This window comes from Paraburkholderia acidiphila, assembly GCF_009789655.1.
GTDB lineage: Bacteria > Pseudomonadota > Gammaproteobacteria > Burkholderiales > Burkholderiaceae > Paraburkholderia > Paraburkholderia acidiphila.
Genome location: NZ_CP046910.1, coordinates 811,875 through 830,174 on the forward strand (window position 1 = coordinate 811,875; position 18,300 = coordinate 830,174).

An 18,300-nucleotide genomic window follows, 5' to 3' on the forward strand; every position below is an offset into this window, starting at 1 on the left:
ATGGTCACTTCCTTTTCTTCCCGCAACATACGCTAAACGACGTGGTGAGCCATGATGGCCGTCGCACCCGTCTTCAGCATTGCTGGGTTGAAGACCGCAAGCCGGTGGCGCTCTTGCGGCACTGGACAGCCGCGATCTGCGGTTCTCCCTCATTGTTAAGGTCTGGGACCAGTATGTCCGTGATGGTTCGTGCCATCGGGTTGTCGCCGATTTCTCCCTGTACACGCTCAATCGTTTTCAGGCTCGGGTGGCCATGTACCAGATGTGCTGCAAAAACGCAGTCGCTGGGTTCGCCAGACTGAATATGAAAAATCAAGACAAATTTCAGGAAATTTGGCCTTGAGATAGTCTTTCGAGTCGCTGTCCGTACCCTTAGGGGGGTAGGGCGTGCGGTATAACTCCCTGCTATCTTTTTGCTGAATTCTATTCAGTTTGGTCCTCTGACTCGCTGTTCTCATGCTGATAAGCCATCCGTTTTCCGATTTCATCGAGTTGCTGCGTGCCATGCCTGCTGCGAGCCAAGCACCATATGGCGTAGTGCGCCTGACTACGTTGGAGGGTGGCGCGGTCGTTATCGGCGGCGGGATACGCGCGGTGCGGACCGCATGGTTTCTGATCCGGTGTGGTGCGTCAGTGGCGCGATACGTGAAGGCTAAGATCGGCTGCGAACTATCGAGGCGCGCTTTTGACCATTCTTTTTCATGGGACCAAGCACTTGCGCAGGTAGGTGCAGACCTGATTGCTGTCAGTGTGCCGGTGATCAGTCAACATCCCTTTGCGCCCGCATGGTGTTCTGACGGTAATCCCGTTGCGGCTGTGCGCTAAGGAGCGGTATGGTGCCTATGGAACAACCCATTCATACTCGCGCATCTGAACGCGTGACTAACTTCGCGCGTACCGTAGGTCTCGCCGGCAGAATGACGACAAGCGCTTTGTTTAGTCGGAGTGGCGGCGGACTAGTGACTGGCGTGTCGCGCGCACGGCCAGTGCGGAGTGATACACAGGTACCTGAGCGGACAGACGTGGTCGTTATCGGTGGAGGTGTCGTCGGATGCATTACTGCACTGACGCTCGCTGAACGGGGAGTGCGGGTCCTGCTGTGCGAGAAAGGTGTGATTGCCGGGGAGGCTTCAGGCAGAGCGCTTGGTTGTGTAGGAAGCCAGTTTCTTGCTCCGAGCAAGATGGAGATTGTTTCGCGTTCGAAGGCTCTGTGGGCTGAGATGAATGAGCGCGTTCAGGGCGAGGTCGGCTATCGGTGTACGGGGCTCGCAACGTTTTTTACTCGCCGCGAAGGACTTGATTCTGCACAGCAATGGCTCGACGAGGTCAGTGGTTTGCCTGGGATTGATGCGCGAATCATCGGCGCGTCGGAGGCAACTGATCTTGCGATTGGCGCGGCAACGTCGTTTGTCGGAGCGCTATACCAACCAAGCGATAGTTGCGTTGAGCCGCAGCTGGCGGCCCCCGCAATTGCTGACGCAGTGCGACGCGCAGGCGGCGTAGTTGTTCAACATTGTGCGGTACGTGGAATTGAAACCACTGGAGGTGCTGTCACCGGTGTGGTGACGGAGAAGGGCGCCGTGCGATGTCTGTCTGTGGTACTCGCAGGCGGTGTCTGGTCACCTGTTATGGCGCGCAGCCTCGGACTAGATCTTCCGCAATTCATGTCATTTTCTGGGGTGGCCCGCGTGAGTCCCGGTAATGGCCCTGCAGTCGCTACGATTGCTGCGGATGCTGGTTTCGCGATGCGACCTACGACCGATGGTGCATTCGATATATGTACGGCGGTCGGCTCGACGCCGATCATGCCAAGTACTCTGCGCAATTTGATTCGGCTCGGGCCGGCAATGCGCCATATGGCGACCGAGTTTCGCCCGGTGTTCAATCTTTCGACATTCATGTCGGAGTTGCGCATTCCGGCGCGCTGGTCGCTCGATCAGGCATCGCCGTTCGAGCAACGGCGCATCCTGACGCCGGAAACGCGCACAGCCTACCTACATCGAGTAGTGAGCAACGTGCTGGGCAGTTTCCCAGCGCTTGGAATCTCTGCTCGTCTTGAGCAATGGTCAGGGGCGCAGACTAGCACGCTCGACAACATGCCCGTAATTTCCGATGTCGAGCGGCTGCCCGGTCTGTATTTGGGAACGGGCTTCTATTCCGGACTCACCATGGGTCCAGCCGCAGGGGAAGCGCTCGCCGATCTCGTGCTTGGGCAGGTTCCGCGCATTGATTTGACGCCGTTCTCTTTCGGGCGTTTCAGAGACGGCTCACCCATCGTATTTCATCCGTGAGTATGCCTGAGTATATTCCCCCGCATTTCCATCAAAGCTACCTGGAGCAAAGCAAATGAATCTTTCTCAATATGCTAGCCATGACGCTACCGGCTTGGCGGAACTGGTGCGGGCAAAGCAAGTGAGTCCGCGCGAGCTAGCTCAAACAGCGTTGACTGCGATTTCCGCACTGAATCCAGTCTTGAACGCGGTGATCGAGACTTATCCCGATGCCGCCGATCGGAGCCCCGCGCCTGATTTCTTACCGGTCGGCCCATTTCCAGGCGTGCCGTTCCTGCTCAAGGACATCGGCTCACATGATAAGGGCGTGACGTTCGAACTGGGCAGCCGCCTTGCAAAAGGCATGAAAGCTCCCCCGGTTGCCTCGGAGCTGGTCGAGCGCTTTCGCGCTTCGGGCGTAACCATCCTTGGCCGTACAAATATTCCAGAACTCGGCTCAAGCTGCACGACGGAGCCGTTGCTGTATGGCCCGACACGCAATCCGTGGAATCTCGAACGTACACCGGGTGGTTCGTCGGGTGGCGCGGCGGCGGCAGTGGCTTCGGGCATGGTTCCGATCGCGCACGCGAACGACGCAGGGGGGTCGATCCGCTGGCCGGCTGCATGTTGCGGGCTGTTCGGGCTCAAGCCGAGTCGCAATCTGAACCCGGTCGGTCCCGATGCTGCATTGGCACTCAACGGCTTCGCCGCGGAGCACATCTTGTCGCGCAGTGTGCGCGATACGGCTGCGATGCTGGACGTGACCGCGGGCCCCGACGTAGGTGCTTGGTGCTATACACCTCGATTCGAAGGTTCCTATCTCGCTGAACTGAAGCGGCCTGTGGGGCGTCTTCGGATCGGTCTCAACGTGACTCCCGTGTTTCCACCTACCACGCTCGATCCGGCGGTGGTTTCGGCGATTAGGGCAAGCGCTGCTCTATGTGAATCGCTTGGCCACTATGTAGAGGAGGTTACGTTCGATTTCGATCATGAAACCCTGTTCGAGGCATTTGGTGTGATTTGGTCGAGCAGCCTACGTTCTGGCATCGAGATGATTGCAGCGGTGACCGGCCGCAAACCAGGCAGCGACACGTTGGAGCCCCACGTACTGGCCGCGTTCCACGGCGCTGAACACACGAGCGGTTCCCGAGTGATGTGGGCGCTTGAGCAGATGAATATTGCCTCGCGAGCATACGGCCGTTACTTCGAGAAGTACGACGTGATGCTTACGCCGGCCGGCTCGCAGCCGCCGTTTCCACTCGGTCAGATCGGTGCGATTCCGACTGATGATTTCATGGCATGGTTCCATGATATGTGTGCTCATTGCCCGTTCCTCTCAACGGCCAACATCGCAGGGATTCCTGCGATGTCGGTGCCGCTGCAGTGGAGTGACGAAGCGCTACCGCTTGGCTCACATTTCCTGGCCGCTAACGGGCGCGAGCTGTTGTTGCTCCGGTTGGCTGCCCAACTCGAGGAAGCACAGCCGTGGATCAGCAAACTGCCGCCGCATCACGTTTCCCGGTTGGACTAACGGATCACGGGGTAAATGTATTGTGATCGGCGCTCGGCGCGTCGATTTTGGCGAACATTCGCATGCTTGTGAGTTTAAATGAAGACTAAAGCCGCAATTGCTTGGAAGGCCGGCACGCAACTCACCATCGAGGAAGTCGACCTCGAAGGGCCGCGCCCGGGCGAGGTCCTGATCGAGGTCAAGGCGACGGGCATTTGTCATACGGACTATTACACGTTGTCGGGCGCCGATCCCGAAGGTATCTTCCCGGCCATTCTTGGCCACGAGGGTGCGGGGGTGGTGGTCGATGTAGGTCCCGGCGTGGGGACGCTAAAAAAGGGCGATCACGTCATCCCGCTCTATACGCCGGAATGCCGCGAATGCAAATTCTGCCTCTCGCGCAAGACCAACCTGTGCCAGAAGATCCGCGCCACGCAAGGTAAGGGCCTCATGCCAGATGCGAGCTCGCGCTTCTCGATCGGTGGCAAGCCGATCTTCCACTACATGGGTACCTCCACCTTCTCGAACTATATCGTCGTGCCGGAAATCGCCGTGGCGAAGATCCGCGAGGACGCCCCGTTCGACAAGGCCTGCTACATCGGCTGCGGCGTGACGACCGGCGTGGGTGCCGTGGTGTTCTCGGCGAAGGTTGAGGCGGGAGCGAATGTGGTGGTGTTCGGCCTCGGCGGCATTGGCCTCAACGTGATCCAGGGCGCGAAGATGGTCGGCGCCGACAAGATCATTGGGGTGGATCTGAACCCGAAGCGCGTCGAACTGGCGAAGCAATTTGGCATGACCCACTTCATCAACCCGAACGAAGTCGAGAACGTCGTCGATCGCATCGTGCAACTCACTGATGGCGGTGCGGATTACTCGTTCGAATGCATTGGCAATGTCAAGGTGATGCGCCAAGCGCTCGAATGCACACACAAGGGGTGGGGCCAGTCCTTCATCATTGGCGTTGCCGAGGCCGGCGCCGAGATCGGTACGCGGCCGTTCCAGCTTGTCACGGGCCGTGAGTGGAAGGGCTCGGCATTTGGCGGCGCACGTGGACGCACCGATGTGCCGAAGATCGTCGACTGGTACATGGAAGGCAAGATTAAGATCGATGCGCTGATCACTCACACCTTGCCGCTCGAGCGCATCAACGAAGGCTTCGACCTGATGAAGAAGGGCGAGTCGATCCGCTCGGTCGTGCTGTACTGAGCGGGTACCGCGATTCGAAGGTGATCGGCCTGCCGATGTGCTTCTCAGTGTACTTGCCACCGTCGGCGGCGCACGACCGCGTGCCGGTGCTGTTTTACCTCGCGGGGCTGTCCTGTACCGAGGAGACCTTGATGATGATGGCCGGAGGGCAGCAGTACGATGCGCAGCGCAATGTCGCGCTGATCGCGCCTGACACCCAGCCCGCGCGGCGCGGGTGTGCTGGGCGGGAGTGAAGCTTGAGATTTTGGAGTGCGCGTGGGGTTCTACGTGGACGCGACTGAGGTACCTTGGTTCGCGAACTGGTACATGGATTCATGCGTTGCGTACGAGTTGCGCGAAACCGTACTTGAACTGTTTCCGATCGACGGCGCGCGGCTCGGTATCTTCGGCGATTTAATGGGAGGCCATGGTGCGCTCGTGCTCCGTAACGGAGACCTGTACCGCTCGGTGTTGGCGCTTGCGCCGATCGCCGCGCTTGCACGTTGCCCGTAGGGCGATAAGGCGTTTACGAACTATCAAGGAACTGACAGGAAAGTCCGGAGGGCCTGCGCTACGCGTGAGCTGGTTGCGCGCGTAGGCGCGCCCGAGTTCGCTGAGGGCATTCGGATCGACCACGGGCGCAGACGCAACTGAATCCTGACGTGGTCGGGTTGCATACCGCGCAGATACCGATCGAGGTGATCCAAGAAGCTTTCAACCAACGCGACGTCGGTAACGTAGCAAGGATGCGCCGGTTCCCGTAAACCACTGTCCTTTTGTGTAAAGGACGACCATCCCGCCGAACACTCAGCTGCACAAGACCCGGGCGAGATGCTTGTGGTGATCGGCAACAGATGTGGAGATGAAATAGTAGCTATGGACGTAGCCGGCGTACCAGCGCAACACAAGCGGCTGGCCTACGCCGCGCAAACCGCATCGCTACAGTTCTGAGTCCTGTTCTGAGGAGTTGCGCTCCCATACTGCGTATGGTTACTCCCCTATGAGGGGTATGGCTGGCACGAGCTGATTCCCGGAGCATGTCATCTATGACGCAAGAGGGCTTGCGTGGATGTCACTTTATTCGGAGGAGTTCCATGGGCGATGACTCGTCGGATGCAATTGATCGTTCGAAACAGAAAGGGCGAGGCTTTCAGTCTGGCCGACGTAAACTATTGCTTGGGGGCGGTCTTGCTCTGGCTTCAGCGGGAGTGGCGGGCACCGGTTACTGGCTTGGACGCACGCCAGTTGGCATGCTTGAAGGACGGTCACGCGCGCGGCTAGTCCAGAGTGACATGGAATTGCCGAAACAGGTGGACGTAGTAGTCATTGGAGGTGGTTTTGTCGGCACTAGTACAGCGCTGGTACTGGCCGAGCGTGGCGTGCGAGTGGCGTTATGCGAGAAGGGCGTGATTGCAGGTGAGGCGTCAGGCCGCTCAATGGGGTATGTTGACAGTCAGTATGCAGATCCGGAAAAGTTGGAACTGATCGCTCGTTCGAAGGCGATCTGGCAGAGCTTGAATGATCGTACCGGGCAAGATACGGGTTATCGTCTCACTGGACTGCTCGCCGGATTGACGACGTCCGAAGACCGCGCTGGCGCAGAAGAATGGCTGACCATAGTGAGGGGCTTGGAAGGAGCCGAAGGGCGAATGGTGACGCGCCAGGAGATTCAGCGTTTATTTCCTGGTATGGAGGCGCCGCCTGAGGCCGGGCTGTTTTCACCAAACGATGCCTCCGTGGAGCCGCAATGGGCTGCTCCGGCCATTGCCACAGGTGCGCAGCGCAAAGGTGCCAAGATTCTGCAAGGTTGTGCCGTGCGGGGCATAGAAACGAGCGGCGGCGCAATCAGCGGTGTAATCACAGAGCGAGGTCCCATTGCATGCAAGGCCGTGGTGCTAGCCGGGGGAGCCTGGTCGCCAATGTTTGCTGGTTCACTTGGTCTTTCGCTGGTGCAGTTCGAGATAGCGATGACAATGATGAGCTTAACGCCGGTGCCTGGGCCAACAGTCTCAATGTCTAATCCGGCCTATGGAATTCGACGGCAAGTTGATGGAGGATACTCATTTGGTGTTGTCGATTTTGCGGCGCCGATCGTACCTAAGACCTTCGCGCATGCGCGCGAGTTACTGCCCGCGATAGAGTTTTTTTGGCCGTTGTCTCATCCTGGCTTCTCACCTTCGGAATTCTGGCGCCAGTTGACTATGCCGACACGGTGGGCACTGGATAGTCCGTCTCCCTTCGAGGCGAGACGAATCATGGTGCCAGAGCTCTGTGTTGGCCCGACTGCACATGGCTTGGCTCAGTTGCGGAAGGACTATACGCTTTTTAAGGCGGCACAGGTTCGCGAAATATGGTCAGGGTTAATCAGTACGACCGCAGACAATATGCCGATTATTTCGGCTATACCTGAATACCCAGGGTTGTTCGTCGGGAGCGGTTTCAGCTACGGACTGACGATGGGACCTGCAGCCGGCGAGGCGTTGGCCGATTTGGCGATGGGGCGGACTCCTTCCATCAACCTCCATCCATTCAGACTTGATCGCTTTAGTGACGGTAGCAAGTTGGCTTTTCGTACCTAGTACTATATAAGCCGATGCGGGCAATTGCGAAATCGTGGGAACGTGAACTAAACGCATTGCATGAACGTCTCGAACATCTGTTCAGACGCCCTGAACCCCGGCAGCGCTCACTTGCATATATGAAGGGGCTGCTGGGCACGGTCGAGCGCAAGAACGGCTGGCGACTTGCCGAATGGATTGGTGAGGCAACGCCGGACGGCGTGCAGCACCTGCTCGAGCGGGCGCAGTGGGACGCCGATGCTGAGCGCGATGTGCTGCGCCAATACGTGGTTGAACGACTCGGCGAGCGTGATGCAGTGCTGATCGTGGACGAAACTGGTTTCGTCAAGAAAGGTGAGCATTCGGCCGGCGCGCAACGCCAATACAGCGGCACGGCGGGCCGAATCGAGAATTGCCAGGTCGGCGTATTCCTCTGCTATGCCGGTCATGGTGGAAGTGCATTCATCGACCGCGAGCTGTATGTACCGCGGGCATGGACCGATGACGCAGCTCGCTGCAAAGAGGCCGGAACTCCGCCGACGTTGGAGTTCGCAACGAAGCCACGGCTTGCGCGCAGTATGCTTGAGCGTGCGCTGGATGCCGGTCTGCCAAGCGGCAGGGTCACAGGTCATGAGGTTTATGGTGGTGACCGTCACCTGCGACTGTGGCTCGAGTCACGCGGGCAGGCCTTCGTGCTGGCAGTCGCAAAGAATGAGCCGCTATGGTGGCAAGGACCGAAATACGCTCGTGCAGACAAGATAGCCGAAGCGTTGCCGTCAACGGCATGGGAGCGCCTATCGGCTGGCGCGGGCGCCAAAGGCGAACGTCTGTACGATTGGGCAATGACGCCACTGTAGAGGCTGCAGATCACCGCCGAGGAGCATAGCTTCGGACATTACCTGCTCGTGCGGCGCAGTCTGGATGAAAAGCGCGAGCATGCCTACTATGTCGTCCCGCTCCACGCAGTAAGGCGCGTCACTGCAGATTCTGGTGCATGTCGCGGGACGCAGGTGGGAAATCGAAACTGGCTTCGAGGCGACCAAGGGGGAGTGCGGCCTGGATCAGTATGAGGTGCGTCGATGGCGCGGGTGGTACCGCCATATCACCCTGTCACTTCTGTCGCACGCGGTACTCTTCACCCTTCGGATAGAGGAAAAAACTCACGAAGGCATGATGCCCCTCAGCCCGCAGGAAATATTCTACTGTTATGCCGCCTGTTATGGCGCGCCGTCCACCCGATCAATCATGTGATTGCATGGTCAATTTGGCGACGTACTCACCAGTGGCGTGCGCAACAGTCCCATTACCGACGCCGTGGCTCTACCTCGCCTGTCGGTTCGTATCTACGGCTGTAGTACTAAGGACCGTCTGGATGGCGTCGATATCCTGAGTGCGGGTGCTCATGTTCCTGGCTTCGTGAACGGGGGGAGGGGTTCAGCGCTTTTCGAACAGCAGATGGACGCGTTCGGGGCAGCGGAATTGCAGACTCGCGCGGGCACGCAGATCGCTTCGGGCGGGATCGATGCGAATGGCGTCCAGCCGTTCAAGCAGACGCGTGACGGTTGCCTCTGCGACCAGATATGCGAGTGGTTCGCCGATGCAGCGATGCGCTCCGCGACCCAGAGACAGGTGCTCGCGGCCAACGTTGTCGCGCTCGAGTGAGAGGTGACCAGGATCAGGGAAGCGTTCCGGATCACGGTTCGCCGCCGAGGTGGCCGCAATGACGACAGCCCCGGCTTCGATGCTCACGCCTTCGAGCTCGGTATCGGCTGTGCAGACGCGGAAGAGCCACGGGATGGGCGCTTCGAGGCGGAAAGTTTCAAGCACAAAACGCGGGATCAGCCCTGGCTCCGCACGCAGGCGCGCCTGCAGCTCAGGATCACCCGCAAGGGCGGCTGCGAGATGGCATAGGTGGGCACCAACCGCATGGTCGCCTCCAAACATCACGCCCTGCAGATGGATGGACAAGGTGTTGACGTCGAGTTCGCCGTCGCGCGCGACCTGCGCCTTGACCAGTTCGGAGATGTAGTCACTGCCGGGATGGATATGCCGCTCCTCGAGCAGGCCCCGGATCATCGTGAAAAGTTCTCCGAATGCATTGGCCTTGGCTACACGCTCTTCTTCCCCTAGGTTGGGGTCCACATCGGTGGTCGCGATCGCGATCGACATGCGCCGGATCACGGGCAGTGCTGTTTCCGGCAGATCGAGGGCATGAAGCAGCACGCGCAGTGGCAGCGGGTGCGAGAACTGTTCCTGGAAGTCGCAATGGCCGGCGTCAGTGAAGGCATCGATCAGGCGATCGGCTTCTTCGACGATGAGCGGCCGCAATCGCTCGAGTCTTGAACGGCGAACCAGTTCCATGGCCCATCCACGTTTGATCTTGTGATCCTCGCCGCGGGCGAAGAACACAACCTGCCGATCATGGAAGGTGGGGCGATCCGGAAACGGTGGCGGTACGTTGCTCTTGTCGAAGCCGGGCAGTACACCGGCCAGATCCGAGGCGAACAGCAACGGCTGCGTGAGCACCTGCACGCATGCGCGATGCCCGGTTACCAGGTAGACCGGCACACCGGGTGCGGCCGGCTCGGCGAGGCGAATCACCGGAGAGGTCACACGCGCCTCGTGGAAGTAGGCGAAAGGGCAACGCATGGTCTCCTCGGGCGGAGGCCACGAGCGAAAGCGATCTGGATCGGGTTGATTGGCAGTGCGATTGATGGTCATGGCGTTCATCCTCATGCAGTCGCGAATGAATGCATTATGCGTCTTCACCGCTGCCGGATAAATCCCCCCAGAAGGGGAAGACGTTTCTCGCCCAGTTCACCGCTTTGCGTGCGTACCTCGTCTGGCTGCCGTAGAGCTTTTCGCGTTGCTGCCAATCGTGCGTCTCGTTCCACATGGCGAGCACAGCGGGTGCTTCATCCTCGAAGATCTGGTAGCACGAGGCATCGCAGGTGCGAGTGGTCAACTCCAGACGGTGTCCGGACGGGTAGAAAAAATAGATCGAGGTGATGAAGTCGTTATGATTGGTCGGGCCTACCACCTTGCTATCCCTGGCTTCCAGGTCGGCCTTGGCCTTTAGCACCGTTTCGAGGCTATCGACCTCAAAGGCGAAATGCTGGATCCAGTCGGGCGACTCGAGATCCTTGATGTTTCCCGGGTCACGTGGGCACTCAAAGAAGGCAATACTGCTGCCATCTTCCATCTCGAAGAAGATGTGGATGTGAGGACTGTGCAGCCCGGTGGACGGAACATGGTCCTCGCCCATTGCATGCGCGAACTTCAGACCGAGTACTTCGGTATAGAACTTGACAGTCTCGGCGGCGTCGTTGCAGCGGAATGCCGCGTGATGCAGTTTTTTGCACAGCATGCCTGTCTCCTCGGGTGAATTCCCGCTTGCGGTTGCTGGTAGGGCGGAACCGCTCCCGAAGACAGGTGAACGTGTATCAGGTCAGGGCTCGATCTATGGCGGCCTGAAGAACGGCGCGGGCACCAGCAACTTCGATTCCTGCTTTGCCAGCAGCGGTAGCATCTTCGCGACGTAGCTTTGAAAGTCCGCGTCCGCCAGTAGGGCAGCGCGCCGCTCTGTGCGTTCAGTGAGATCGCTGTAGGCCCACATGTGCTCGGCTACACAGCGATGGGGATCAGCCTGATCCTCGGCATCTCGCTGAACACCGTTGCAACCCATCGCAAGCGCGCGTATGCAAAGCTGTGTCTTTCCTCTCGGACCGAGCTGTTCAACGTCTGCCTCAAATACTGCGTCTGATTCCGCGGATTTCCTGACCGTGCGTGCATGGTTCGTCGCGCTTTAGGGTGATGACTGCCACCTTAAGGCGCGCGAAGATCAATTAGTTCATATCCGCGACGCACAGGCCGAAGATTTCCCGGGACTGGCGGGATGCGTCTCGCGCACGGGCAGATATTCGTCAGAGGGGATGACATGGAATTGCAGAGCGGGCGACTTGCCGAGTTGGTGGCATCGATCGGCACGGGGCGTATCGGACGAAGTGTGCTTAATCTGTTCGAGCCGATGGACGGCATTGTGCATGCGTTTGCGTTCGAGCGGATCGAGCGCGCTCCGCCAGGCGTATTGTTTGCGGCGGCTCGCGATCCTGATGAGGACGCGGGAACGGACGGCCTGGTACGCGACTGGACCGCCGCGGATTATCAGGTCGATCCGGTGTTACAGGCGCTCGACGCGGATACGTCGCGGCATGAGAGCGCGAGTTTTCGTGATGCCCGACAGTATGCTGGCTCGGCAGCACGGGACCGTTTCATCGAACGTTATTATGGTGGTCACGAGCTTGGCGAGGAAGTCAACTTCTCTGTGCGCGAAGGCAACCGACTGCTTGTGCTGAGTCTTTGCCGCCGCCGACGCGACGGACAGTTCTCGGGCGACGAGCGTGGGGCCCTGGCAGGCATTGCACCGCTGATGCTTGCCTGCGCGCGCCAATGCCTGCAACATCGCATGCGTCCCCTGGCCGCGCGCGAGCGATCCCCGGCTGTCAGCGATTGGCGAGCCCGTAGGGGCGAGCGGTTGAACAGGCTCAGGAGCGCAATGAAAGCTGCGCCGGGCAGGCTGACCGAACGTGAGGCCGAGATCTGCGCACATATTGTGATGGGCTTTTCGGCCGAGGCCATCGGTCTGCAGCTCGTGATCTCGCCGCAGACTGTGGCCTCGCATCGCAAGCATGCGTACGCGAAGCTAGGGGTCTCGTCGCAAAGCGAGTTATTCGCCTTGTGGCACCTCTTCGCCGAGCGGAGCGTTTAAAGGCACGCTGTCAGGTATCGGCCTGCGTACCATACCGGGAGCTCATAGAGGCCCAGTTACGACTGCGGCGCAACGCCATGGCCATCTACCAGGATCTGGTGGACCAGTTTGGCTTCGCCGCGGGGTACGACAGCGTCAAGCGGTTCGTCCGGGCATTGCGCCAGCATGAACTGGCCCAGTTTGACCGGCTGGACGAAATCGAGCAGCTACATTGGATCATCAAATCGTCCCTATTCCCCGATCGACGGAGCCGTGGTCAAGATTTGACTGGACTTATCCAAGACGACCGTCGATTGGAGCCACACTGAGTACGGCTGGAAGATTGCCATTAACCGGTTCGCTATGGTCTGCGAAGACGGCGGCACTGACAGTCAGCTCGTTTGGTCGCTTCTCGCTAAAAGCGGAATTTCTGGTAGTCCGGCTCGAGCGCATGCCGCCGTTAGAGCGTTACGTAGTAGCATCGCGATTGTCATCGGCCCTACACCGCCCGGTACAGGCGTGAGAGCGGAAGCGACTTCAATCGCAGTCGCCTCTACATCACCAACGATTTTCGCCTTTCCCGATTCTCCCGTAACGCGGTTGATCCCGACATCGATGACCGTAGCACCCGGTTTGATCCAGCTGCTCTTAACTATCTCCGCGCGTCCGGCTGCGGCAATTATGATGTCGGCGCGGCGGACTACATCTGCAAGGTCACGTGTCCGCGAATGGGCGATCGTCACCGTACAGCTTTCAGCAAGAAGCAATTGCGCCATCGGCTTTCCGACTATATTCGACCGACCGATTACTACAGCTTCTAGTCCAGATAAGTCTCCGAGATGTTGCTTCAGCAGCAGCAGACATCCTAGCGGCGTGCAGGGAACTAATCCAGGCTTGCCAACCATCAGGAGCCCAGCATTCATGACATGAAAGCCATCTACATCTTTGCTCGGATCGATGCAGCTGATCACAGCATCCTCGTCGATGTGTTGGGGAAGCGGCAACTGAACAAGAATGCCATCTACCCGGTTGTCGACATTGAGCGTTTCGATCAGCTTCAGCAGTTCGACTTGGGATACAGTGACGTCGAGTCTATGCTCGAAGCTAACCATGCCGGCTTCAGCTGTCGCACGGCCTTTTGATCGGACATAGATCTGGCTTGCAGGGTCCTCCCCGACAAGGATGACTGCGAGACCTGGCGCGCGACCGACCTCCATGGCAAAAGCCGAAACCGCATGGGCGATCTGCTCACGCAATTCTGCGGCGCGCGCTTTCCCGTCGATAATCGTAGCGGTGTTCATTCTGGGAACACCACAGTCTTGCTACCGTTGAGCAGCACCCGGTCTTCGAGATGGTAGCGCACAGCTCGCGCGAGTACACGACATTCGATATCGCGACCCTTCCGTACCAATTGATCAGGCATATCGCGATGGGTAATGCGTTCGACATCCTGTTCGATGATCGGCCCTTCGTCGAGATCCTCAGTTACATAGTGGGCTGTTGCACCGATAATTTTCACGCCACGAGCGCAAGCCTGATGGTACGGCTTTGCGCCTTTGAAGCCAGGAAGGAAGCTGTGGTGAATATTGATACAGCGTCCAGCCAGCTTGCGCGTGAGGTCTGTCGACAGGATTTGCATGTAGCGAGCAAGAACAACGAGATCTGGCTTGCTCGCTTCGACCACCCTCCAAATCTGAGCCTCTTGTTCGTGCTTTCGATCTCTTTCCACCGGCAAGTAATGAAATGGAATGTTCCCGAACTCGAGATGCTCATAGACCGATCGCGGATGATTTGAGACGATCCCCACGATATCCATTTCGAGCTCGCCGGTGTGCCAGCGATAGAGAAGGTCAGCCAAGCAATGGTCGGACTTTGATGCGAGGAGCAGAACGCGACGACGATTACGCTGGTCTCGAATGGTGATTTCCATCCCAAAGGAGTCAACGATAGGTTGCATTAGCGCGCGAACATCCGCCTCAGTCGTGGCTTGGGTTCGGTTGAACACGATGCGAACGAAGAAGCGGTCACTATCCGGGTCATCGAATTGCTGGGAATCAAGAATATTGAACCCGGCTTGAAACAGGCTGCTGGCGAATGCGGAAACTATACCTGGACGGTTTCGGCAAGACAATCGGACTACGAATGAACTATCAGTCATGATGATGTCGATTGAAAAAATATTTATGTATCAATGCTTCGATGCTGGAGCAACCCGTCTCAGCGTAAGCGTCGTTCCGGCAAGTGCATCAACGATCGCTTGCGGTTTGTCTATACAAACAGTCACTCTATGTACCGTCGGGAAGCATAGGCAGGCTTCGGCAAGCCGCCTCGCAAATATCTCGATCAGTGTGATGTGAGGACCTGCGGCTAGGCGACGAGCTATTTCAACAATACAGTCGTAATCGACGGTCGATGAAATTGTGTCGTCTACGGGAGGATCGATGTTAAGCTCTGCGGAAACTAAAAGTGGCTGTCGCCGCTCATGCTCGCCTGCATATACGCCGATCGACGCATCCACATGGATGTTTCGCACAGAAATTGTTGCGCATTCCGCGACGGACTGGAGTAAGGCAATATCGAAGTCGCTCGACGGCGGGCCCTTCTCTTCAGAGAGCTGCTGCGTCTCAAGCGTATGCTGAAGCGATGGGAATTTGTTGGTTTCGGCAGTTTGATCAGTCATGTTGATCATCTTCAAAAGCATACGAGGGCCGAATCAATCAAGTTTCTGTGTTGACAAGGCCCCTCACCACAACCACTTCCACTTCCAGCTGCAAAAGAAGGCTAATTGGGCCCCATGTTGAGAGATAGATACAGGGCTAACAAGGGACGGCGGCCCTGGCATCCTTTCGCATCTACACCGAGCGATTGCTGACACCGTCAATCTGAAACGCGCGTCGTCAAATTGTGTGAGACTCGCCTAGGCTAGAGCGTGATTAACGTAGTCCTTTAAACGGAGGCAGAGTGGTGAGATCGGCTCGCGCGCGATCCTCTTTGTAAGGCGCACGCTGAACTACAGCACGAATCTCTCTCTGCGGCTGGCCAGGGTTACCCCAGATTAACGTGACTTCTGTACCCGGCTGACTGAACTCCATGTCGATCGTGCACAGTGAGAGCATTTCGCGGAAATAGGCGCTGTATCCACGAGATGTGGAAACGCCTATCGTCTCGCCATTCTTGAGAACCTTGTCAGCCCACATGTAGCCCCGGGACTCTCTCGGCATCTCCATAAAGTCCGGCAGTGGATCTCCCTTCTTGAAGAAAGAAGCATATGCATCGACGACATCGTCCGAGTTCCATACCAAAGTCACGATGGTGCGCTTGGGCTCAGCTTTTTCTTTTGCGAGCGCTTCGCGACCAATGAACTCGTGTTTTAGGTTGATTCGGTTACCCCAGCCGAGTTCGACTGGGCTGCGATACCAGTCCCTGATGTCGTTCGACTCGAAACTGCCAGCGACCTTGAAGTATTGGTCAAAAAAACCTGGCACCATCTGCGCAAGGAATGCCCGATAGTCTGCATGATCTTCATCGAAGAGGGCGGGAAGGTAATCGAGGGTATGTGTCGGGTAGTTTGCTTCTAGGTGGTTCAGCATGCCCACGCGACCACCCATTTGACGAATGCCGAACTCGGCTCCCGCCTCCACGATTGCATCCCAAATTTCCTTGCCATGCTCGACTGCGGACTGGAGCTCGAAACCGAGTTCACCGGTCATACCTTGACGAAGAGCCGTTACTGGGTGACCCGCGATGGTGATCGTGCGAAATCTCATGAATCCTATGTCTCGTACGCTTTCGCCAGCTACCTTCTCAAGGACATAAACGGCATTAGGGCCTTGGAGATGGTACTTTGTGCAGTCGAACATTTCCGCGGTGGCATTGTAGCCGCCTTTGTCCAGCACGAACTTGGACCACATCGAACAGAAAGCAATGACTTCGTCGTCACCGATGCGACTAAGAATTCCCTCTTCGATGATCTTGCCGTCCTCGTTACAATGGATGATGTGCTTGGACTGGCCGATCTGGAAATTCTCCATCGAATTCACAGAAATATCGGAGAAGAGGCGAAGTGCGTCGGGGCCCTTGAAACGTACGGCGTAGAGCCATGACCAATCACCGATGTAGCACGTTTCTTTCCACGACATGCTTTCATCGACCCAATTCGTGTACTGCGGCGGCCCCCAAGCAGCATCGAAATGAACCTGAACCGGCTTACGCAGTGAAGCCAGGAATGAACTGTGGTCGCTTGACGACGTCATAGCGTTTTTCTCCAAATCGATGAGGGTAAAATGGACCGCGCTTCTGCAGATCTTTGAACAATGTACGCTGTCTTAAATTGTGACGCGTACCCCGATCGGGTGACATCACCCCTACAATCATTGGTATCGTGTAAGGTCAGGTGTGGATCGCGTGCTCATTGGCGATGACGCACGGCTACCAATGGTACACAAACGACGATGAGTTCGAGATCAGTATGGAATTTCTTAAACAGTCCATCTATGAATTTTGATTATTTAATCAAAAAATTCGAGAGAAACTATCCAGCATGTTCGTGAACCTGTAAAGGACTAGTAAAGTGTGAGGTGAGGCACCAAATTCAAACGCGCTGTCTTCGGTTGTCGACGCGGATTATCGCCGGCTGTTTTTATGGACATCCTCATTGCCCGAGGCTCAGGGACGTGAGAATGTGGAGATTAGCGACATGGAGGATCCTACGGTGCGATTGGCTGTCTCGCCAGTATAGGCGTCGGCCCCAAAGATCTTCCCGATCGAGCGCATTGATGCCAGATCTTCCACTGTGACGCCGACGCATGGGATCAACTTTTCCTTCCAACAGACAAAAAATAAATCGTCTCCAAGCTGGAAATAATCGCATTCCTCAAAGTCGCCGAGGCCGGCGTCGGGGCCCCGATGACAAAACCAACTATAGTGCCGCTCGCTCAGATAGATGTGGTCGTAAATATGAGTCTCACTATAGTGGTAACGATAGTGCCGCCCAACCAGGGAATCTGTACGCTCGAAGGCCAGTGAATTGGCATTCCAGGAGCCTTGCCAGATCCGTACATCAACCGCGCTTTGCGTGCCGCGCACTGTAATCCGATCAAGCAGGCCGGCGGGAACGTCATCCGCAGGCGCCAATACTTCGACATGCAATGCGCGGCAGTGAACTGTATCAAGCACGATCGAATGACTGCGATTTGCGGACGCTGCATCGAGAAAATCTACGAAGTACCAACGCGGCCGAATCAGAAATACTTCACAGTTGGAATATTGGGGTACGGTTTTCGAGGTCCAATATACAACTCCGTCACCGTGGAATCTCAAATCTAAACGGTGGCCATCGGTAGCAGCCAGACTGAACGATTGGCCACGAAGATCTCGGACCGGATCCGGTCGACCTCCATCATGATTTACTACGATGTCACTGATCTGAGGCCACCGGGTGCCAGGCATGTATTTGTTACTCATCCCGACTCCATGAGGCGCGAAGGGTCTCGCCGCGCCGTGCGAACCGCTGCAAGTGGTCGAGCACTATATCTTGGAGTTGAGGCAACGCATTTTTTTCTCCCCACACCTCGATGTTTAGTGCGCCATTTCGCGGTGTGAGTCTGCAACCTGAGTCTCCAAAGTAAATAGTAGCCTGCTCCGAACTGAGCTCAACGGGGAATCGATGACTCCAGTGTTTGGAAAGGAGCTTCATGTAGCGCGGTGCCTGCTCGAGTTCTACGGAGGTTCGTGAAGTGGGCATACCTGGCTCCAGTGTTTTAACCAATCCTCTCTTACGGAGTGCTTCTCAGCGATACCCGTCATAGGTGACCTGGGCGCTCGCCCCTCCGTCATCGGGGTTTGTCTGATCGGCGGCGCGTTCGCGATGAGCCGCGGAGCGCCGATGCACTAAGGGCATATTCTGGGCATACGAAGATAGCTGGGGACACTAGATCTTGGAGCGATGTGCGCTACCACTGATGGGGTCACGCGGAGTTGGCCTGATCGTTACGGGTATCAGCGTACTCGGACGTTACTAGGTCAACGATG

16 protein-coding genes and 4 pseudogenes are annotated in these 18,300 nt (G+C 57.3%); 10 read left to right on the forward strand and 10 right to left on the reverse strand.

The features are described from left to right. The first annotated feature begins 456 nt into the window (after positions 1–456). The 5 genes and pseudogenes from FAZ97_RS18235 to FAZ97_RS18255 form a co-directional block, all read left to right on the forward strand. Positions 457–825 (forward strand): hypothetical protein, encoded by a 369-nt coding sequence (locus FAZ97_RS18235; protein WP_158759845.1) that lies wholly within the window; start codon positions 457–459, stop codon positions 823–825. Positions 826–1,022: 197 nt separating this feature from the next. Further along, positions 1,023–2,291: an NAD(P)/FAD-dependent oxidoreductase gene (locus tag FAZ97_RS18240; protein ID WP_158759846.1), complete on the forward strand. Its 1,269-nt coding sequence runs from the start codon at positions 1,023–1,025 to the stop codon at positions 2,289–2,291. A 55-nt stretch (positions 2,292–2,346) separates the two neighbouring features. Continuing rightward, complete coding sequence (locus FAZ97_RS18245; protein ID WP_158759847.1) at positions 2,347–3,801, forward strand: amidase; 1,455 nt, start codon at positions 2,347–2,349, stop codon at positions 3,799–3,801. 78 nt (positions 3,802–3,879) lie between these two features. Next, positions 3,880–4,986: an S-(hydroxymethyl)glutathione dehydrogenase/class III alcohol dehydrogenase gene (locus tag FAZ97_RS18250; protein WP_158759848.1), complete on the forward strand. Its 1,107-nt coding sequence runs from the start codon at positions 3,880–3,882 to the stop codon at positions 4,984–4,986. Then, a pseudogene (locus tag FAZ97_RS18255) lies at positions 4,983–5,604 on the forward strand (alpha/beta hydrolase-fold protein); the annotation flags it as partial. The gene FAZ97_RS18250 and the pseudogene FAZ97_RS18255, both read left to right, overlap by 4 nt. Before the next feature lie 168 nt (positions 5,605–5,772). Here the strand turns inward: FAZ97_RS18255 and FAZ97_RS35400 are convergent. Continuing rightward, a pseudogene (locus FAZ97_RS35400) lies at positions 5,773–5,883 on the reverse strand (S-formylglutathione hydrolase); the annotation flags it as partial. A gap of 374 nt (positions 5,884–6,257) precedes the next feature. On the opposite strand from FAZ97_RS35400, the gene FAZ97_RS18260 reads away from it, so the two are divergent. Both FAZ97_RS18260 and FAZ97_RS18265 read left to right on the forward strand, forming a co-directional pair. Beyond that, positions 6,258–7,544, forward strand: coding sequence for an NAD(P)/FAD-dependent oxidoreductase (locus FAZ97_RS18260; protein WP_158759849.1), 1,287 nt, complete (start codon positions 6,258–6,260; stop codon positions 7,542–7,544). Positions 7,545–7,558: 14 nt separating this feature from the next. Beyond that, positions 7,559–8,878, forward strand: a pseudogene (locus FAZ97_RS18265) (IS701 family transposase). A gap of 79 nt (positions 8,879–8,957) precedes the next feature. On the opposite strand, the gene FAZ97_RS18270 reads toward FAZ97_RS18265, so the two are convergent. The 3 genes from FAZ97_RS18270 to FAZ97_RS18280 form a co-directional block, all read right to left on the reverse strand. Continuing rightward, the gene (locus FAZ97_RS18270) at positions 8,958–10,244 is read right to left on the reverse strand and encodes a cytochrome P450 (protein WP_158759850.1); all 1,287 of its coding nucleotides are present in this window, start codon (positions 10,242–10,244) and stop codon (positions 8,958–8,960) included. 34 nt (positions 10,245–10,278) lie between these two features. Continuing rightward, positions 10,279–10,890 (reverse strand): VOC family protein, encoded by a 612-nt coding sequence (locus FAZ97_RS18275; RefSeq protein ID WP_158759851.1) that lies wholly within the window; start codon positions 10,888–10,890, stop codon positions 10,279–10,281. A 93-nt stretch (positions 10,891–10,983) separates the two neighbouring features. Then, complete coding sequence (locus FAZ97_RS18280) at positions 10,984–11,208, reverse strand: NIPSNAP family protein (RefSeq protein WP_158759852.1); 225 nt, start codon at positions 11,206–11,208, stop codon at positions 10,984–10,986. Between FAZ97_RS18280 and FAZ97_RS35840 the strand changes: the two genes are divergently transcribed. From FAZ97_RS35840 to FAZ97_RS18290, 3 genes and pseudogenes are all read left to right on the forward strand, one after another. Beyond that, positions 11,158–11,286 carry a helix-turn-helix transcriptional regulator gene (locus tag FAZ97_RS35840; protein WP_407671862.1) on the forward strand — a complete coding sequence of 43 codons (129 nt, stop codon included), beginning with the start codon at positions 11,158–11,160 and terminating at the stop codon, positions 11,284–11,286. The two genes, FAZ97_RS18280 and FAZ97_RS35840, sit on opposite strands and share 51 nt — an antisense overlap. Positions 11,287–11,460: 174 nt before the next feature. Continuing rightward, positions 11,461–12,291 (forward strand): helix-turn-helix transcriptional regulator, encoded by an 831-nt coding sequence (locus FAZ97_RS18285; RefSeq protein ID WP_158759853.1) that lies wholly within the window; start codon positions 11,461–11,463, stop codon positions 12,289–12,291. Between the two features lie 17 nt (positions 12,292–12,308). Then, positions 12,309–12,482, forward strand: a pseudogene (locus FAZ97_RS18290) (IS21 family transposase); the annotation flags it as partial. A 180-nt stretch (positions 12,483–12,662) separates the two neighbouring features. Here FAZ97_RS18290 and folD read toward each other — a convergent pair. The 6 genes from folD to FAZ97_RS35845 form a co-directional block, all read right to left on the reverse strand. Further along, positions 12,663–13,571 (reverse strand): bifunctional methylenetetrahydrofolate dehydrogenase/methenyltetrahydrofolate cyclohydrolase FolD, encoded by a 909-nt coding sequence (folD, locus tag FAZ97_RS18295; RefSeq protein WP_158759854.1) that lies wholly within the window; start codon positions 13,569–13,571, stop codon positions 12,663–12,665. Further along, positions 13,568–14,428, reverse strand: a complete 861-nt coding sequence (purU, locus tag FAZ97_RS18300) for a formyltetrahydrofolate deformylase (RefSeq protein WP_158759855.1) — start codon at positions 14,426–14,428, stop codon at positions 13,568–13,570. The genes folD and purU overlap by 4 nt, the downstream gene beginning before the upstream one ends. Positions 14,429–14,458: 30 nt before the next feature. Beyond that, positions 14,459–14,950, reverse strand: coding sequence for a dihydroneopterin aldolase (folB, locus tag FAZ97_RS18305; RefSeq protein ID WP_158759856.1), 492 nt, complete (start codon positions 14,948–14,950; stop codon positions 14,459–14,461). 253 nt (positions 14,951–15,203) lie between these two features. After that, a complete protein-coding gene (locus tag FAZ97_RS18310; protein ID WP_158759857.1) occupies positions 15,204–16,523 on the reverse strand; it encodes an aminomethyl transferase family protein in 1,320 nt (439 codons plus the stop codon). A gap of 412 nt (positions 16,524–16,935) precedes the next feature. Beyond that, positions 16,936–17,733, reverse strand: a complete 798-nt coding sequence (locus FAZ97_RS18315; protein WP_158759858.1) for a MoaF C-terminal domain-containing protein — start codon at positions 17,731–17,733, stop codon at positions 16,936–16,938. Next, the gene (locus FAZ97_RS35845) at positions 17,726–18,013 is read right to left on the reverse strand and encodes a DUF2218 domain-containing protein (protein ID WP_407671863.1); all 288 of its coding nucleotides are present in this window, start codon (positions 18,011–18,013) and stop codon (positions 17,726–17,728) included. The genes FAZ97_RS18315 and FAZ97_RS35845 overlap by 8 nt, the downstream gene beginning before the upstream one ends. Positions 18,014–18,300: the final 287 nt, after the last annotated feature.

Bases quoted from the DNA above. Each gene is read 5' to 3' on its own strand.
- FAZ97_RS18235 (WP_158759845.1), top strand. From the start codon at position 457: ATGCTGATAAGCCATCCGTTTTCCGATTTCATCGAGTTGCTGCGTGCC.
- FAZ97_RS18245 (WP_158759847.1), top strand. From the start codon at position 2,347: ATGAATCTTTCTCAATATGCTAGCCATGACGCTACCGGCTTGGCGGAA.
- FAZ97_RS18250 (WP_158759848.1), top strand. From the start codon at position 3,880: ATGAAGACTAAAGCCGCAATTGCTTGGAAGGCCGGCACGCAACTCACC.
- FAZ97_RS18260 (WP_158759849.1), top strand. From the start codon at position 6,258: ATGGAATTGCCGAAACAGGTGGACGTAGTAGTCATTGGAGGTGGTTTT.
- FAZ97_RS18270 (WP_158759850.1), bottom strand. From the start codon at position 10,244: ATGACCATCAATCGCACTGCCAATCAACCCGATCCAGATCGCTTTCGC.
- FAZ97_RS18275 (WP_158759851.1), bottom strand. From the start codon at position 10,890: ATGCTGTGCAAAAAACTGCATCACGCGGCATTCCGCTGCAACGACGCC.
- FAZ97_RS35840 (WP_407671862.1), top strand. From the start codon at position 11,158: ATGGGGATCAGCCTGATCCTCGGCATCTCGCTGAACACCGTTGCAACC.
- FAZ97_RS18280 (WP_158759852.1), bottom strand. From the start codon at position 11,208: ATGGGTTGCAACGGTGTTCAGCGAGATGCCGAGGATCAGGCTGATCCC.
- FAZ97_RS18285 (WP_158759853.1), top strand. From the start codon at position 11,461: ATGGAATTGCAGAGCGGGCGACTTGCCGAGTTGGTGGCATCGATCGGC.
- folD (WP_158759854.1), bottom strand. From the start codon at position 13,571: ATGAACACCGCTACGATTATCGACGGGAAAGCGCGCGCCGCAGAATTG.
- purU (WP_158759855.1), bottom strand. From the start codon at position 14,428: ATGACTGATAGTTCATTCGTAGTCCGATTGTCTTGCCGAAACCGTCCA.
- folB (WP_158759856.1), bottom strand. From the start codon at position 14,950: ATGACTGATCAAACTGCCGAAACCAACAAATTCCCATCGCTTCAGCAT.
- FAZ97_RS18310 (WP_158759857.1), bottom strand. From the start codon at position 16,523: ATGACGTCGTCAAGCGACCACAGTTCATTCCTGGCTTCACTGCGTAAG.
- FAZ97_RS18315 (WP_158759858.1), bottom strand. From the start codon at position 17,733: ATGAGTAACAAATACATGCCTGGCACCCGGTGGCCTCAGATCAGTGAC.
- FAZ97_RS35845 (WP_407671863.1), bottom strand. From the start codon at position 18,013: ATGCCCACTTCACGAACCTCCGTAGAACTCGAGCAGGCACCGCGCTAC.